Consider the following 14,932-nt stretch of genomic DNA (forward strand, 5'->3'; position numbering starts at 1 on the left):
CGCGTGGAGAAAGGAACCGAGTGGAAGCGATCCTCCTGGTGGGAGGCCAGGGCACCCGCCTGCGCCCCCTAACGATCTCCACCCCGAAACCCTTGCTCCCGGCGGCGGGAGCGCCACTGCTGGAGCACCAGCTGGCGCGAGCGCGCAACGCGGGCGTGACACGCATCGTGTTCGCCACCTCATACCGCGCGGAGATGTTCACCGAGGCATTCGGTGACGGTACGCGCCTCGGCATGGAGATCGTCTATGTGACCGAGGACGAACCGCTCGGCACTGCGGGCGCGATCCGCAACGCCTCCACCGCCCTGGCGTGCGATGCGGACAGCCCCGTCCTCGTTCTGAACGGCGACATCCTTTCCGGGCATGACATCTCCGCCCAGATCGCCGCGCACGAGAAGGGGGAGGCCGCGGTCACCCTGCACCTGACCCTGGTCGACGACGCCCGCCGGTACGGCTCAGTCCCGACGTCGCCGGACGGCCGGGTCCTCGACTTCGTGGAGAAGTCCCCCAACCCGCCTACGAACCAGGTCAACGCCGGCTGTTACGTCTTCCGCCGCTCGGTGATCGACGGCATCCCCGTGGGACGGGTCGTGTCGGCGGAGTATGAGACCTTCCCCGAACTGCTCGCCGCAGGCGAGCCGGTCTGCGGCTATGTCGAGGCCGCGTACTGGTTGGACGTGGGGACGCCCGCCGCGTTCGTCCGGGGCGTCAGCGACCTCGTACTCGGTGCGCTGGCGTCCCCGGTCGTCACGGCGAACGAGCATGGCGTCCTCCTGCTCGACGATGCCTCCGTGGCACCCAGCGCCCGCGTCGGCGGCGGCACCGTCGTCGGCGCCGGAGCGAGAGTCGGCGCGGACGCCCGCGTCGAGTCCAGCGTCCTGTTCGACGGCGTCGTCATCGAGCCCGGCGCCCGGGTCATCCGTTCGGTCATCGGCGACGGCGCCCGCATCTGCTCCGGTGTCGTCCTGGAGGACTGCGTCATCGGCGACGGCGCGACCGTAGGCCAGGGGAATCAACTGATCAACGGCGCTCGAGTCTGGCCGAATGTGGAACTGCCGGCGACCGCCGTCCGCTTCTCCCCCGAGTAGCCTCAAACGGGGAGGATGATTTCCGGTCGCATGTGATCGGATTTCGTCAAGGCTCCTCGAAAGGCGAGACCGGCGGGTGGCCCGTGACACAGGATCTGATCATCAACCTTGTGGCCTCGGGATTGGCCTTCACGCTGGGGGTGAGCGTGCGATCAGTGCGGCAGCGGATCGCGAATGCGAAGGAGTCGGCAGGCTCCCGCCGTATCAGGGAACAGCGCCATCCGCGGTTCACCCACGGTTGGCTGCTGGAGTACTACCTGCATCGCGACAGGCTCGACGATCTTTACCTGCTGGTGGACGGTAACCGCCGTCGGATCGGCCCATTCCTCACAAAGCCGTCATGGACGAATCACGGCTTCGACGAAAATGTCCTTGTCCAGCAGGAGTCGCCGCACTGCCGGTCGGACACGGAGTTGGACGAGGAGGTCCTGCGGCGACGCCGCGCTTATCTGGCGGTCGACGACGAGAACGGTGAACCCTGGAACGACCTTCTGGCCGTGGTGCGGGAGGTCCAGGAGACTGAGGAAGGCCCCCGCATAAAACTGGCCTTGGCGGAGTACTTCCAGTTCCTGTCCGCGTGCGGTGCCCTGGAGGACGAGACGTACGCCGCAGTCCGCAATCCGAGGCGCCCCACACCCATCAGGGACGCGGTTCTCGGGAGCGTGGACGACGCGGCGCACGCGCGCAGGGGAGCGAACGGCTTCGGTATGCAATGCGCGTTCGTCTTTCTTGAGGGCGGCCGGCCACGGGTCCTGATCCAGCGACGCTCGCACTCGGTGTCGATCTATGGTGGCGCGCTCGCCGTCGTTCCCGTCTTCGGCTGCCAGTCGATGGATCTGTCCGACCGGACGCCGGTCTCGGTCTTCCACAACTTCCTTCGCGAGGCTTATGAGGAGTTGTACGGAGGTGCGGAGGTCGAGAAGCGGGGAAATCGCGTGGACCCGACCTGGTTCTACCAGGAGCCACCGATCACCCGCCTCATCGCCGCCCACGAGGACGGGGGACTGGACTTCCGGATCCTCGGGTTCGGCTTCGACGCTCTGAACGGCGAAGTTGACATCTGTGGTCTCGCTTACATCCGGGACCCTGAATTTGCGCGTCGCGAACTCCCGTCACTCAAGGCCAACTGGGAGATTCAGGACATCAGCGCTTGGGACCTCTTCGGAGTTGATCTCACTGAAGCCTTGTTCGCCGGAGAGTTCTCGCCCGGGAGCGTCTATACGCTCGGGGAGGCCAGGCGTCACCTTGCGGGCTCGGAGCATGAAGGGTGACCTCTTGCCAACCGTGCATACTTTGCTCGGGTACGAACCATGAAACCGAGTTCGAATTGTCCATGGGTACTGTGGTGCGGTGCCATGGCTGCTCGCTCGTCTCCATGGTCGAGCACACTGGCGAACTGGTGCGCTGTTCTTACGACGAGGACTACTATCGGCGGGCGGGCGCTCCCGGACCCGGTTACCGCGACTACTTCGGTGCGGAGGCTGCGCCCCGGTCGGAGATCTCATCCGCGCTGGCGGACATGGTGCTCTCCCTCACCTTGGGTGCGAGACGCGTTCTCGACCTGGGGTGTGGCGGCGGGTTTCTGGTCAACGCGCTGGCCGAACGAGGTGTCGATGCGACGGGCTTGGACGGCTCCGACCATGCGATCGAGCGAGCGCGGGCGAACACGGGCGGCGGGCAGTTCACACGGGCCGATATAGGTGCATCCGGCCTCGTCGGCGAAGCGGTGTTTGACGTCGTCACGATGATCGATGTGATCGAGCACTTGCCCGACCCGGTGGAAGCTCTGCGTTGGGCGGCCGGCCTGACGGCGCCCGGAGGCGCGATCGTGCTTCTTACCCCGCGTTACGGGGGCCGCCTTCTCGCCGAGCAGGGCGCCGCGTACGTCCACTTCAACAGCGACCACATGTACTACTTCACCGAGGACACCTTGCGCACGACCATAACGCGAGCAACCGGCTCTGACATGGTCGAGATCGAAGATGTCCTCGCCTTCGTCTGCAAACAGGGCGTCTCGATACCCGACTCCATGGCGCGCAAATACAGCATGGAACGAGAAAGCATGCTCGCCGTCCTGAGCCCCTGATCGGTTCGCGAGACATGCGGCCACCCGGACCGCCGTATCGCGCCTCCTGCGGCGGGGCGGCAGGGGCCGACGTCCGTGGCGCAGGATCAAGGCGGGTGTCAGCTAAGCCCCGGGCCGTCGAGCAGAGCCAGTAGCCGAGCCGCCTGGCGTGCCAGGGTCGGCGTGTCGCGGCCGTTGTGCAGAATCCTCAGCAGCCAGAACAGGGCGAGAAGCCGTCGGCAGGTCTTGAGCCTGCCGAGTTCGGCCGCGCTCAGGTCGAAGCAGTCCAGTACGTGTTCCATGCCGTGGCCGTCCGCCACCCGTATGGAGATGTGCTCGGTCAACTCAGCCAGTTCGTAGGGACGGTCGCTGCGGCCGGAGTACTCGAAGTCCACGAGGCGCACGTCGGTGCCGTCCCACAGGAAGTTGGCCAGGTTCCCGTCACCGGTGCCGAACACAGGCCGCATCGGACGTCCGAGCACGTCCTCCAGCGCGGGCTGCCGGATCCAGGCCGTCGCTGATTCGAACGCCTTGACCACCAAGGGGTCGACCACTGGACGGGAGACAGCCGCACACCACGTCCGAACCTGCTGCAACATCTCGACTGGATGCCCGGCACGAACCGGCACGTCGTTCAGAGCGCGCGAGGGGATCGCTTCCTGAACCCGAGCGACCGTACGAGCCACGGCCGTAGCCACATCCGCGGTGAAGTCGCCCTCCAACGACACACCGTCTAACCGGGACATCACCACAGCGGGCGGCTCAGTGTGCAGGTCGGCACTGATTGGTGCGGGCGCGCTACCTGGGGCGTGCTCATGCAGCAGGGTCAGTGCACGCCACTCGCGGTGGGGCTCGTTGTTGCTCCAGGCGCGGTAGCGCTTGATCACCACATTGGGCCGCAGCTCGATCAGGTGCGTGCTCGACGTCCCGTCCACGAACACCCCCGCCCCTCGCTCTGCCGCCCCCCAAGATCTCACGGACGCCCTCGACGACGGTGCCTGTCGGGATCACGGAAGGTGGCATCGCGCCCGTGTGGCTTGCTGGCGTTCAGGGACGGGCGGTGGCCCAGCTTTCGGCGATCTGCGCAGCCGTCGATGTCGTCCTCCCGGGCTTGCCTGCTGCTCCATCGGCACCGGCAGCACGTGTGCGGTGACTCGGCGGTGCGCATTTCTCCGCGACGCAGTGCTGTTCGACCAGTAGGGTCGAGCTATGGCCGCGCACGGAGTATCGCGACAAGGGAAGCGTCTTAAAGAGCCTGTCGGGCCGAAGATTCCTGAGAGGCTCACACTTGCTCAGGTTCCGGGTGATGAGCCGACCGACGACGGCATATATCTTTCGCTGGAGTATGGCCCGGAGATCATTACGGGATTCGATGCCGAGGATGTTGAATTCGAGCGTTGCCGGTTTCGGGGGACATGTCTTTCGACGGGAACGATGCGGCGTGTGAGTATCACGGATGTCGCGTTCGAAGGCTGTGACCTGGCCAATCTCCGGATGCCCGACTCCCGGGTCTTTAATACGACGGTGGCCAACTGCCGTATGACCGGAATGCATCTCACTAGCTGCGGATTCCGTGACGTGCTGTTCGACTCCTGCCGCGCCGACCTGACATCATTCCGGTTCTCACGGCTAACGAACGTAGTGTTCCGCGACTGCAATCTGTCAGAGTCCAACTTCCAGAGCGCCGACCTGCGTGGTGTCCGGTTCGAGGGGTGCAAGCTGACCGCAGCTCAATTCAGCAATGCCGACATGAAAGGCACCCGGCTGGTCGACTGCAATCTCGACGGTGTCGGCGGAATCCAGAGTCTCGCCGGGGCGATCGTGCCGAGCGCCGACGCCCACACACTGGTGTACGCACTGTCGTCGGCGCTGGGCATCGTCATCGAAGACTGATCAGGTGCCGCTTGGCTTCAGTCTCTTGTAGCAGTCGGCGGTGTGCTTTCCCGACGGTCGCCGTGCCGGCTCGTCCCACCGCTGGACGGATTTCTCAGGGGAGTGGGGAGCAGGCAGGGGCGTGGGTGGTGTCCAAGTGGTGGGTGAGGAGTTCGGTGGTCTCTTGGAGGTCGATGAGGGGGCGGCGGAGGTAGCGGTGCGGAGTGGACCACCAGCAGAAGGTGCGGCGGTGGACCCAGACGTTGAGGGTGGGGAAGACGAGGACGGAGAGGCCGTCTTCGGTGGTGTTGCGTTGGCCTTTGAATCCGCGGCGGGTGAGGTTGAGGAGCAGGTGATGCGCGGCGGTCCCGGGGTGGACGCGGTAGTGCAGGCCGGGCCAGTCGTGGGGGAGCGGTAGGGCGAACCAGACCCTCTTGCCGAGGGTGGACGTGGTGTCGACGCGGGAGCGGGTCGGGGTGCTGCCCCAGGCGGCGGTGACTTGGCGGACGAGTTCGAGGCCCTTGCCGTGCTCGTCCAGCAGCCCTGCCCCGGATGTGTGCGGTGCGGCCGTCCGCGCGCCGTCGAAGACGGAGACGATGAGCTGGGGGGAGGGGACGGTCCGCGCCCAGATCCACAGCTCCGGGATGGTGGGCGGCCGGTCGCCCTGGGCGTGCCCGGCGTGCCGTAGCGCGTTGGTCGCGGTTTCGGAGACGGCTAGTTCACCGTCCTCGATCACGTCCCGGTCGAGCCGCAGTTCGGACATTGTCTGCCGGACGAGGCGCCGCGCCGTCGCCGGCCTGCTCTCGTCCCCCGGCAGCCGCCACGCGCACAGCCCCCCGGTCACCAGCCCCCACGCCCCCTTGACCTCCATCGAAGCCCGACCTCCTCCATGTACTGCCGCAAGTGGCACGGAAAGCGACATATGGTCACTCTCCGTTGTGTGTCGCGAGTCACATAATGGAAGGTCTAAACCAAGACCGCAACTGTTTCAGGGAAGAATCTAAAGATCATTTTGGGTTGCTTCCCCAAACGGCTTGAGACGCGACTACTCACCGGGCATGCTCGGTCACATGACAACCAGGCCACCCACGGTCCGTGAGCGCCGCCTCGCCAGCGAGTTGCGGAGGCTCAGGGAATCCACGACAGCGCTGAACTTGGAAGAGGCCGCTGAACGGCTCGGTTGGAGCAAGACCAAGCTGTCCAGGATCGAGAACGCGATCCGCAGTGTCACCGTGGGCGAGGTTCAGCAGATGCTGACCCTCTACGGCGTGAGCGGGCCGCGCTTGGACACGCTCGCCCGCTTTGCCCGTACGGCCAGGCAGCGCGGCTGGTGGGACGTCTACGAGAACAGCCTGCCTGCGGACTACGCCACCTACATGGGCCTGGAAGCTGAAGCCGAGTGGCTCAACTCCTACACGATGGGCCTCGTGCACGGCCTAATGCAGACCGAGGAGTACACCCATCATGTGGCTAAGTCGATCTTGATGCGCTTCTCGCCGGCCTCAGAAGTCGAGCGTCGCGTCACGGCCCGTATGGCACGCCAGCATGCCTGGGCGGAACGGGAAGACCCGACGCGCCTTTGGACGATCTTGGACGAGACGGCGCTCAGGCGAGTCATCGGCGGTCCAGAGGTGATGCGAGCCCAGTACAGACGCATCATCGAGTTGACCGAGCAGCCGAACGTGATGTTTCAGATCATGCCCGTAGCCGCCGGTGGGCACCCCGGAGTCGTGGGGAGCTTCGCTGTGCTGGGATTTCCCCAACGGTTCACCCCCAATGTGGTGTACGTCGAGAACATGACGAGCGCTCTCTACATCGAGGACGAGAAGGAAGTGCACACGTACTCGCTGGCGTTCGAGCAAATGGCAGCCATGGCGCTGGGCCCCGAGGAGTCGGTGGCTATGCTCGAACAGCTAGCGCGACAATGAGTGCATGGAGGGACAAAGTGTCCAGTCTCCGTCTTCATCGGACTGTCTTTCGTAAGAGCAGCCACAGCGAGGGTGCGAACGGTTGTGTCGAGACCTGTGTCCGCGACACGCGTCACCTGGTCCGGGACTCCAAGGATCCCGAAGGCGGGGTCTTGGCCCTGAAGCAGGATGCGTGGGCGGCGATGGTGTCGCAGATCAAGCGAGGTTTCTACGACCTCTGAGTCGACCCCGTCCCACGCCGCACCTTGGGCCGAGGTGCGGCGGGTTGCATTTTCGGACGTCGGTGGGCGCTCCGGCTGTTGACATCGATACGGCGATGTCCAAACGGGGGGTGACCTGTCAAGATGCCGATCTCATCGACGACTTGTGCGGTGTGGCCTGGCGGGGAGGTCACCGTGCACTCCTGGCGGCTCGTCTCCGCCCTCGCGGCGTACCTGCCGGGCGCCTAGCGTCAGGGGGCCTCCCGCGCCTGCCGAAGCGCGTCCCGGTACTCGGCCGTCCACGCCGCGTCGCGCTGGTCGGGCGGCAGCGACTCCAGCCCCGCCTGAAGGTGCTCGGCCGCCGCGTCGTGCTCGCCGAGCCCCAGCAGAGCGAGCCCGATGTTGACGTGCTGGAAGTCTGGCGTCAGCCAGTACGCGGTGTCCGGCGGCAGGCTGGACGCCGCGGCGTCCTCGAGCGTCTCGGCCTCGGCGAGCAGCCGCCGCGCGTCCGCATGGTCGCCGAGGAGGGCGTGACCGTGTGCGGCCAGGACGGCGTCGCCGAGCCGCTGCGCGGGCGCGGCACCGGGCGTGTGGTAAGCGGTGAGGAAGTGCCGGACCACGCCGCGCGCGTTGCCCTGCTGCCGGGCGAGGTAGCCCTTGAAGTTCACGGCCTGCGCGGCGAGCTCGCCCGACCCGGCGTCGTCGGCGAGGGCTTCGGCGTCGGTGAGCAGGTGCGCGGCACGCTGGTCGTCGCGGTGCTCGGCGCGCAGCCACCCGGAGAACTGGACGTACTCGGCGGCCACCGGTGCGAGGGCATCGCGTACGGGACCACGGGCCGCCTGCAGCAGGGTCGTGGCGACGTCGGTCTGGGCGAGGGTGGCGGGCAGGATCGCGGCGGGGTCGGCGGTGTCGTTCAGGCGACGCTGCGCGGCGAGGATGGTGGCGAGGGAGCCGACGACGGTGAGGTCGACTCGGGCGGGGCGTGCGATGGCTTGGGCGAGCCGGTCTCGATCGTCGGGGGTCAGCGCCTCGTCGGCGCCGAAAAGATCGTCCTCACTCATGCCGGTCACTTTCACATACAGCGGCCGGTATCGGTGACCTGGGACGAACTTCCCCGCCTCCCAATGTTTGATCATCTCGGCGAGGGGGCTGACATGGGGCAGGCCGGGCCTGTCGCGGGGGTCGGCCGCCGCGCGCAGCAGTCTTGCCAGGTCAGGCCGCGACCAGTACGGCGGGGCCTCGCGCGCCTTGCGCAGGCGTAATCCGATGGCCTTCTTGCCGGGGAACACTGCGATGCACCTTCCGACCGTCCGGAGCGGAGGGGATGTGCGTCCCCTGCCATCCCCCATCATCCCCCTCCCTGTGCGACGCCCACCGCGGTTTCACTGACAGTGACCGAAGCAACACCCCATGAATCGCAGTCAGGAGAAGGCGCGCATCCCTGGCCGCGGACACCATCCATGAGGCGCGCCATAAAAGGTCACCATGACCCGCACCACCGAGTGGACGGCCCTGGCCGCCCACGACCCGCGCGAACTGGTCGACGACGGCCTGTTCACCAAGCTGTCCGCCTACGTCGCCAAGGACCAGGGCGTCACCCGTGCCTACGCCGAGGGCGTCGTCGGGCAGGCGCTGGTGTGGCTGCGCGCTGTCGCCGAGAACCCCGGCGTGCGGCTGGCCATGTCCGAGACCGTCGACCCCGGCTGGCACGCGTTCCTGCTCCACTCGCAGGACTACACGCGCTGGTGCGAGGAGCACCTCGGCTACTACCTGCACCACATCCCGCCCGCGCCCGGCGTCACCTCGGACGAGGACGAGATCGCCCGGACGCTGCCCGCGCTGAACGCCACCGGGTATCGCGTCGACACCGAGCACTGGGCGGACGCCGCCTACCCGTGCTGCCCGCCCAACCCGTGCGTCGCCAAGGTCATCGAGCAGGCGAAGGCGTTCGGGTGCGACGCCGACACCGGCGCGCCCCCGCCCGCCGCGGACGCGTCCGGGCCGCGCAGTGCCTGACCGCATGGCAGGCTCTCCCACCATGGACCGCATCGAGTGGGAGAGCCTGCCGACCACAGCGCGCGACGCCGTTCAGCGCGAGCTGGGCTCGCCGGTGAAGGTCGAGCAGATCGGCGACGGCCGGCGTTCCGCGCTCGCCGTCGTTGCCCATCTCGCCGCCGGGAGGGTGTTCCTGAAAGGCGCACCGCTGGATCACGAGCGCGCGGCCGCGCAACTCGGCCGTGAGGCCAGCGTTAACCCGCACGTCCTAGCGGTTTCCCCGGCTCTGGTGTGCGATATGGAGGTCGGCGGGTGGCGGCTGCTCGGGTTCGAGTACGAGGAGGGGCGGCGCGTGGACTACACGCCCGGCTCACGGGACCTGCCCGCCGTCTTGGACGCCCTCGCAACGGTGGACGGCCTGAAGGTGCCCGCCGGTGTGGACGTGCAGTGGTTCGAGGGCCGATGGTCTGATTACGCCGTGGTCCCCGAGCGTCTGCCCCGGATCGCCGGGACGGCGCTGCTGCACACCGACCTGAACGCCGGGAACGTCCTGATGACCGGTGCGGGCGCGCGGCTGGTCGACTGGGGCATGGCGTCGCGCGGAGCGCCGCTGGTGAACCCGGCCGACCTGGTGGTCAACCTCATCGCGTGCGGCCACACTCCCAAGGACGCCGAGGCCGTCGTGTGCGACCTTGCCCCTTGGCGGCATGCCGCCCCCGAAGTGGTCGACTACTACGCCCGGCTTCTGGCCACGACCTGGCTGGAGGCGTTCTGGACGCCCACTCACCCGTGGGCGCGGGCGGTCGTTGACGCGGCCGTCCGGTGGGCGATGTACCGACGCGACCGACATTAAGCACGTCAAGAGCGCCCCTCGCTCTTCCACTGGGGAGGACAGGGAGTCGTGCCGGTCGGGGACGAGCGCTTGCCCCGGCTTTCGGCGAGGTGCTCGACGATCTGCAGACCGCGGCCGTCGACATCGTCCTCCCGGACCGTCCTGCGGCGGGGACGGCCCGGGCCGACCCCATGGGTTCGCGGACTCGCTTGATCCGATGGACTAGCACTGGCACTGGATGGCCCATGACCTGCGCAGGTTCAGGCTCAGAAGCAGACCGTACGCAACTACGAGGCTAACGAGCGGAGGCTGACCGAGGAGCAGGCCGGCGCTGGGGAGTGGCAGACTGGCCCTCGATACCGCCGAGGTGTGGACGTTCGGGCGGGGCCCCCGAACGGATCGGCGCGCAGGGGCTGCGCGAGATCCCCTCGCGTCGACTGATCTAGCGCACTATGGAGTACTTGCGATGAATCTCCAGGCCAGGTGGCGGTGAGTCTGACTGAACCGTCGTCCGGGGTGGCCGGGGAGGCGACCGCTGGGCGGCTCCCCGGCCGGGTTCGGGAGTGGCGGCCGCCTTGGCCGCTTGATCTTCATGGGACGGTCTCGCCGCATCGGCGGGGGCCTCATGATCCGGCGTTTCGGGTTGAGGAGGACGGGGCCGTTTGGCGGACGTCCTATACGCCGGAGGGGCCTGGGACGTTGCGGCTTCGGTGGGGCGGCGATGCCGTGGAGGCGACCGCTTGGGGGGCGGGGGCCGAGTGGTTGCTCGATGGGGTGCCTGAGTTGCTCGGCGTTGATGATGTGCCGGACGGGTTCGTCGCGCGGCATGACGTTGTGCGGGAGCAGGTGCGTCGGCGGCCGGGGTTGCGGGTCGGGCGGTCGCGGCGGGTCTTTGAGGCGCTTGGGCCGGCTGTTATGGAGCAGAAGGTGTTGGCGCCGGAAGCGTGGCGGGGGTGGGGTTACCTACTGCGGCGGTTCGGGGAGCCGGCGCCGGGGGCGCCGCATATGCGGGTTCCGCCGCCGCCTGAGGTGTGGGTCCGGATTCCCTCGTGGGAGTGGCATCGGGCCGGGCTGGAGGCCGTCCGGGCCCGGACGATCATCGGGGCCGCGCGGGTCGCGAAGCGGCTGGAGGAGGACGCCGGGGAGGCGCGGCTCAGGTCGCTGCCCGGTGTCGGGGTCTGGACGGCCGCCGAGGTTCGGCAGCGGGCGGTCGGTGATCCCGACGCCGTCTCCGTCGGCGACTACAACCTGCCCGGTCTGGTGGGCTGGGCGCTGGCCGGCCGGAAGGTCGACGACGCCGGGATGCTGGAACTGCTGGAGCCCTACGCCGGTCATCGGTACCGGGTCACCCGGCTGCTGGAATCGTCCGGGAGGCGCCCGCCGAGGCGCGGCCCCCGTTTGCCCGTCCGGGACTACCGGCGGTTTTGACCGGGTCCGGGGTGGAGCGGCGGCGCAGCCAGAAGTTGTTCGGGGTCCAGTCGAGGCCGTCCCGGCTGTCGGCGCCGAACAGGGGGCCGAGGACGGCCAGGGCGATGATGATGCCGAGCACGTACAGCATGGTCTTGCTCCTTTGGGATCGCTGAGGGGCGTTCCCGCGCGGGGCGATCGGCGGAGCCGGGGTGTCCGTCTCTTTCCGTCGCACCTACAGTTTGACTCAGTCCAACGTTCAGGTCCAGCGACCGTTTCTGGAGGGATTGTGTAAGAATCTCTTCACTATGCTGGATCTCGGACGGTTGCGGGTGCTTCGAGAGCTCAAGCTGCGCGGGACGCTGGGGGCGGTGGCCGATTCGCTCGGGTACACGCCCTCTGCGGTGTCGCAGCAGTTGGCGCAGTTGCAGAAGGACGTCGGTGTGCCGGTGGTCGAGCGGGCCGGGCGGCGGCTGCGGCTGACCACGGCGGGCGAGGTGCTCGCGGAGCATGCGGAGACGCTGCTGGCGCAGGCCAAGCGGGCCGAGGAGGCGACGGTCGCGGCCAGCGGGCGGGTCGCCGGGGTTGTGCGGCTTGTCGGGTTTCAGACGGCGTTGCTGCATGTGCTGGCGCCTGCCTTGCCGCGGCTGGCGCGGGAGTATCCCGAGCTTGTCGTGGATGTTCTGGACGAGGAGTTCCACCGGGTTCTGCAGGCGCTGGTGTTGCAGGAGATCGATGTCGTCCTGACCGATGAGTACTCGCATCTGCCGCGTCCGAGGCGTCCCGAGTTGACGTCCGAGGTGCTCGTGACCGAGATGATGCGCGTTGCTCTGCCTGAAGATCATCCGCTGGCGTTGGACGGGGCGCCGGTGCGGCTGGCCGATCTCTCGGGGTGTCGCTGGGTGACCGGGCATGTCGGGACGAACCACGCCGATCTGCTGGAGCGGACGTGTGTGGAGCTGGGCGGGTTCCGGCCTGATGTGCGGTATCGGTCGAATGATCTGCTGATCATGTTCGCGATGGTCGCTGCGGGTGGCGCCGTTTGCCTGATTCCGGACCTGGCGCTTGCTGAGCGGGAGGAGGGCATTGTTGTCCGGGATGTGGCCGATGCCCCCGTTGACCGCCGCATGGTGTTGTGGACGCGGATCGGTGCCGAGGTGCGGCCGTCGGTTCAGGCCGTTCTGGAGGAATTGCGGAGGTCGGCCGATGTGCTGGTCGAGCGGCGTCCCAGCTGTCTTCGCGGTGCGCCCTGATCAGGTCTTCCAGGACGAGAGCGCCTCGTCGATCTCCTCGCGGGTGGGCAGCCGCAGGGATTTCGGCGCCTTCTCGGGGAGGTCGTACTCGTGCGCATAGGCGGCCGTCATGGTGCCGTCGGGCGTGCGGAAGCCTGCGCGTTGCAGGATGTCGCGGGCTGAGCGCGTGCCGAGGGCCGCTTGGAACGCTTCCGCCGCGTCACGCCGCCGCGGGTCCTTCGTGATGACGGCGTAGGGGTGGTCGAGCATGAGCGTGCCTTCGTCCGGCATGAGGCTGACCACTGGGTTCGGACGGTGGGTCTCGTTATAGGCGACCACTGCCTGCTCTGTGGTGACCGCCAGGGGACGGTCGAACCGTTCGGCGCCGACCAGTCCGGCCAGGGTCGCTGTTGAGCCGCCGTTCTTGCGGAGCGCCTTGGCCACGTCCGCCTTCTTGTCGACCTGCTCGATCGCGATCATGGCGATGGTTCCGGTCATGCCGGTGCCGGGGTCGGCCACGATCCGCTGCAGAGCGAGCCCGCCCGCCTTGTCCTTGGCCAGGAGTTTCCAGCCGATGTCGAGGTCGGCGTCCTCGAACTCCTTCTCCACCGAACGCGTGGTCGCGAGCACGACCGGCGTCGAGGCCACGGACGGCGCCGTCACCGGGGTGCCCTCCCGGACGATGGTCAGCCACAGCGACGACTCCGGCACCCACGCGTCCGTGTCGCCCTCGTAGGCGGCGGGCGCGACCCGCGTGACCGAGGCGCGGACGCAGCGTCCGCTCACCCGGTGCTTCTCCACGTTGAAGCGGGACGCCACGTCGCTCAGCGCGGGCGCGATGTCCGGCTGCGCGGCGACGGTGATCCGCACCGGTGCGCCGGAGCAGGCCGGCGTGGAGAACAGGCCGGACGCCCACGCCCCGCCGACGGCGCCCGACAGCAGCAGCGCCGCGGCGGCCCAGACCGCCGGGCGCCGCCAGACCGGGCGCGTCTCCTCGTCCACGCGTCCGTCATACAGGATCGAAGACGAACCTGCGTTCACTTGCGGCGTGTCGCCCTAAACGCCCCCTCCATAAGTATCAGCCGGCGGTCTGCCCGCCATCGACCGAGAGCACGGTGCCGTTGACATATGAGGCCGCCGGCGACGCCAGCCATGCCACGGCGCGAGCCAATTCTTCGGCACGGCCGATTCTTCCCATCGGAAGGCCGCTTCCGATCTGTTCACGCATCGCTGCTGGCAGGTCAAGGGTGCCCCCGGACTCGGTAGTACCTGGGGCCACTGCGTTAACCCGGACGCCCCGTCCCGCCTGTTCCAGCGCGGCCGACCTGGTCAGTCCGATCACGCCGTGTTTCGCGGCTGCGTAGGCGGCCATTCCGCCGACGCCTCGAAGGCCAGCCGATGAGGCCACGTTCACTATGCACCCACCGTCTGGAAGTGCCGCTAGTTCATACTTCATGGCAACGGCCACGCCACGCAGGTTCACGGCCAGCACCTGGTCGAGGTCATCGAGGTCCAGGCGGTCGAGCGGCGCGATCGGTTGAGCCATGCCGATGTTGTTGACCGCCACGGACAACCCGTCCGAACGATCCACCAACTCCGCCACCGCGGCGGCGTCGCGAACGTCGAGCGCGAACGCATCGACCTTTGCGCCGCTTGCCCTCAGATCCGCGGTCAGCGCCTTCAGCCCTTCGGCGTTCCTTGCGGCCACCATCAGCGCTAGACCCGCCTGGGCCAGTTCGGCGGCGATGGCGCGACCGATCTGTCCGTTGGCTCCCAGTACCAACGCCCGCGTCACGACTGCTCCGGGGCACTCATGTGGTGGATGGACTCGTTGGTAGAGCCGGCACGGTCCCGCGGCTCGACAGCGAGGCAGAGCTTGTCCCAGATGCGCCGCATGTTGGCGAGGTCGGTCTCGTCGAGGGGCGCGACAAAGTGCTCGTAGGCCACGGCAGCGAAGGTCTTTTGCACCGCTGCCGTATAGCGGCGGCCGCTTGGCGTCAGGCTGATGAGCGAGATCCGGCCGTCGTTCTGGACCGCCTGGCGTCGGAGATGGCCTTCGTTGACGAGTTCCTGGATGACCCGCGACGCCCGGGATGGGCTGACGCTGACGAGTTCGCCCGCCAGCGTCCGCACGGATGTCGGGCCGGCTTTGGCCAGCCGGCAAAGGATTTCGCAGGTACTGAAGGAGATGCCATGGCGATCGGCAAGGGCGGCTTCGACTCGGGCCATCACGGTGGCGTGGCTGAACAGCAACGCCAGCCAGGCGGCCTCCTCTTCGTATGTGAGGGCACTTCGCCCGCCGGTGGTTGTCAT

At 67.8% G+C, this 14,932-nt stretch carries 16 protein-coding genes; 10 read left to right on the plus strand and 6 right to left on the minus strand.

Annotation, left to right across the window (positions count from 1 at the left end; translation table 11 throughout):
* The first annotated feature begins 20 nt into the window (after nt 1–20).
* The 3 genes from HUX53_RS29105 (at nt 21) to HUX53_RS29115 (ending at nt 3,174) form a co-directional block, all read left to right on the plus strand.
* Nucleotides 21–1,088, plus strand: coding sequence for a sugar phosphate nucleotidyltransferase (locus HUX53_RS29105; RefSeq protein WP_176406415.1), 1,068 nt, complete (start codon nt 21–23; stop codon nt 1,086–1,088).
* Between the two features lie 83 nt (nt 1,089–1,171).
* Nucleotides 1,172–2,359 (plus strand): hypothetical protein, encoded by a 1,188-nt coding sequence (locus HUX53_RS29110; RefSeq protein WP_176406416.1) that lies wholly within the window; start codon nt 1,172–1,174, stop codon nt 2,357–2,359.
* A gap of 104 nt (nt 2,360–2,463) precedes the next feature.
* On the plus strand, nt 2,464–3,174 hold the full coding sequence (locus HUX53_RS29115) for a bifunctional 2-polyprenyl-6-hydroxyphenol methylase/3-demethylubiquinol 3-O-methyltransferase UbiG (RefSeq protein WP_176406417.1): 711 nt from the start codon (nt 2,464–2,466) through the stop codon (nt 3,172–3,174).
* A 98-nt stretch (nt 3,175–3,272) separates the two neighbouring features.
* Here the strand turns inward: HUX53_RS29115 and HUX53_RS29120 are convergent, their stop codons facing one another.
* Nucleotides 3,273–4,094 carry an aminoglycoside phosphotransferase family protein gene (locus HUX53_RS29120; protein WP_176406418.1) on the minus strand — a complete coding sequence of 274 codons (822 nt, stop codon included), beginning with the start codon at nt 4,092–4,094 and terminating at the stop codon, nt 3,273–3,275.
* Between the two features lie 268 nt (nt 4,095–4,362).
* On the opposite strand from HUX53_RS29120, the gene HUX53_RS29125 reads away from it, so the two are divergent.
* A complete protein-coding gene (locus tag HUX53_RS29125) occupies nt 4,363–5,046 on the plus strand; it encodes a pentapeptide repeat-containing protein (RefSeq protein ID WP_176406419.1) in 684 nt (227 codons plus the stop codon).
* A 94-nt stretch (nt 5,047–5,140) separates the two neighbouring features.
* Here HUX53_RS29125 and HUX53_RS29130 read toward each other — a convergent pair whose 3' ends face one another.
* Complete coding sequence (locus HUX53_RS29130; protein ID WP_176406420.1) at nt 5,141–5,896, minus strand: ATP-binding protein; 756 nt, start codon at nt 5,894–5,896, stop codon at nt 5,141–5,143.
* Nucleotides 5,897–6,095: 199 nt separating this feature from the next.
* On the opposite strand from HUX53_RS29130, the gene HUX53_RS29135 reads away from it, so the two are divergent.
* Both HUX53_RS29135 and HUX53_RS29140 read left to right on the plus strand, forming a co-directional pair.
* Nucleotides 6,096–6,953, plus strand: coding sequence for a helix-turn-helix transcriptional regulator (locus HUX53_RS29135; RefSeq protein ID WP_176406421.1), 858 nt, complete (start codon nt 6,096–6,098; stop codon nt 6,951–6,953).
* A complete protein-coding gene (locus tag HUX53_RS29140) occupies nt 6,950–7,174 on the plus strand; it encodes a DUF397 domain-containing protein (RefSeq protein WP_176406422.1) in 225 nt (74 codons plus the stop codon). Before HUX53_RS29135 ends, HUX53_RS29140 begins: the two co-directional genes overlap by 4 nt.
* Before the next feature lie 230 nt (nt 7,175–7,404).
* On the opposite strand, the gene HUX53_RS29145 is transcribed toward HUX53_RS29140, so the two are convergent.
* Complete coding sequence (locus HUX53_RS29145; RefSeq protein WP_176406423.1) at nt 7,405–8,442, minus strand: transcriptional regulator; 1,038 nt, start codon at nt 8,440–8,442, stop codon at nt 7,405–7,407.
* 196 nt (nt 8,443–8,638) lie between these two features.
* Here HUX53_RS29145 and HUX53_RS29150 point away from each other — a divergent pair, with 196 nt between their 5' ends.
* From HUX53_RS29150 to HUX53_RS29165, 4 genes are all read left to right on the plus strand, one after another.
* The gene (locus HUX53_RS29150) at nt 8,639–9,169 is read left to right on the plus strand and encodes a hypothetical protein (RefSeq protein WP_176406424.1); all 531 of its coding nucleotides are present in this window, start codon (nt 8,639–8,641) and stop codon (nt 9,167–9,169) included.
* Between the two features lie 22 nt (nt 9,170–9,191).
* Nucleotides 9,192–10,001: a phosphotransferase gene (locus HUX53_RS29155; protein ID WP_176406425.1), complete on the plus strand. Its 810-nt coding sequence runs from the start codon at nt 9,192–9,194 to the stop codon at nt 9,999–10,001.
* A 984-nt stretch (nt 10,002–10,985) separates the two neighbouring features.
* Nucleotides 10,986–11,408: a DNA-3-methyladenine glycosylase gene (locus tag HUX53_RS41710; protein ID WP_255205742.1), complete on the plus strand. Its 423-nt coding sequence runs from the start codon at nt 10,986–10,988 to the stop codon at nt 11,406–11,408.
* 287 nt (nt 11,409–11,695) lie between these two features.
* Nucleotides 11,696–12,640, plus strand: a complete 945-nt coding sequence (locus tag HUX53_RS29165; RefSeq protein WP_176406426.1) for a LysR substrate-binding domain-containing protein — start codon at nt 11,696–11,698, stop codon at nt 12,638–12,640.
* Here the strand turns inward: HUX53_RS29165 and HUX53_RS29170 are convergent, their stop codons facing one another.
* The 3 genes from HUX53_RS29170 to HUX53_RS29180 all read right to left on the minus strand — a co-directional run bounded on the left by HUX53_RS29170 (nt 12,641) and on the right by HUX53_RS29180 (nt 14,932).
* Nucleotides 12,641–13,621 (minus strand): substrate-binding domain-containing protein, encoded by a 981-nt coding sequence (locus HUX53_RS29170; RefSeq protein WP_176406427.1) that lies wholly within the window; start codon nt 13,619–13,621, stop codon nt 12,641–12,643. It lies immediately after the preceding gene.
* 76 nt (nt 13,622–13,697) lie between these two features.
* On the minus strand, nt 13,698–14,414 hold the full coding sequence (locus HUX53_RS29175; RefSeq protein WP_176406428.1) for an SDR family oxidoreductase: 717 nt from the start codon (nt 14,412–14,414) through the stop codon (nt 13,698–13,700).
* On the minus strand, nt 14,411–14,932 hold the full coding sequence (locus HUX53_RS29180) for a MarR family winged helix-turn-helix transcriptional regulator (RefSeq protein ID WP_176406429.1): 522 nt from the start codon (nt 14,930–14,932) through the stop codon (nt 14,411–14,413). The genes HUX53_RS29175 and HUX53_RS29180 overlap by 4 nt, the downstream gene beginning before the upstream one ends.

Origin of the sequence: Actinomadura sp. BRA 177 (assembly GCF_013372625.1) — a bacterium.
Classification (GTDB): Bacteria; Actinomycetota; Actinomycetes; order Streptosporangiales; family Streptosporangiaceae; genus Spirillospora.

Excerpts from the sequence above, each read along its gene's own strand:
- HUX53_RS29115 (WP_176406417.1), top strand. The coding sequence starts at position 2,464 with ATGGTCGAGCACACTGGCGAACTGGTGCGCTGTTCTTACGACGAGGAC.
- HUX53_RS29125 (WP_176406419.1), top strand. The coding sequence starts at position 4,363 with ATGGCCGCGCACGGAGTATCGCGACAAGGGAAGCGTCTTAAAGAGCCT.
- HUX53_RS29130 (WP_176406420.1), bottom strand. The coding sequence starts at position 5,896 with ATGGAGGTCAAGGGGGCGTGGGGGCTGGTGACCGGGGGGCTGTGCGCG.
- HUX53_RS29135 (WP_176406421.1), top strand. The coding sequence starts at position 6,096 with ATGACAACCAGGCCACCCACGGTCCGTGAGCGCCGCCTCGCCAGCGAG.
- HUX53_RS29140 (WP_176406422.1), top strand. The coding sequence starts at position 6,950 with ATGAGTGCATGGAGGGACAAAGTGTCCAGTCTCCGTCTTCATCGGACT.
- HUX53_RS29150 (WP_176406424.1), top strand. The coding sequence starts at position 8,639 with ATGACCCGCACCACCGAGTGGACGGCCCTGGCCGCCCACGACCCGCGC.
- HUX53_RS29155 (WP_176406425.1), top strand. The coding sequence starts at position 9,192 with ATGGACCGCATCGAGTGGGAGAGCCTGCCGACCACAGCGCGCGACGCC.
- HUX53_RS41710 (WP_255205742.1), top strand. The coding sequence starts at position 10,986 with ATGCGGGTTCCGCCGCCGCCTGAGGTGTGGGTCCGGATTCCCTCGTGG.
- HUX53_RS29165 (WP_176406426.1), top strand. The coding sequence starts at position 11,696 with ATGCTGGATCTCGGACGGTTGCGGGTGCTTCGAGAGCTCAAGCTGCGC.
- HUX53_RS29180 (WP_176406429.1), bottom strand. The coding sequence starts at position 14,932 with ATGACAACCACCGGCGGGCGAAGTGCCCTCACATACGAAGAGGAGGCC.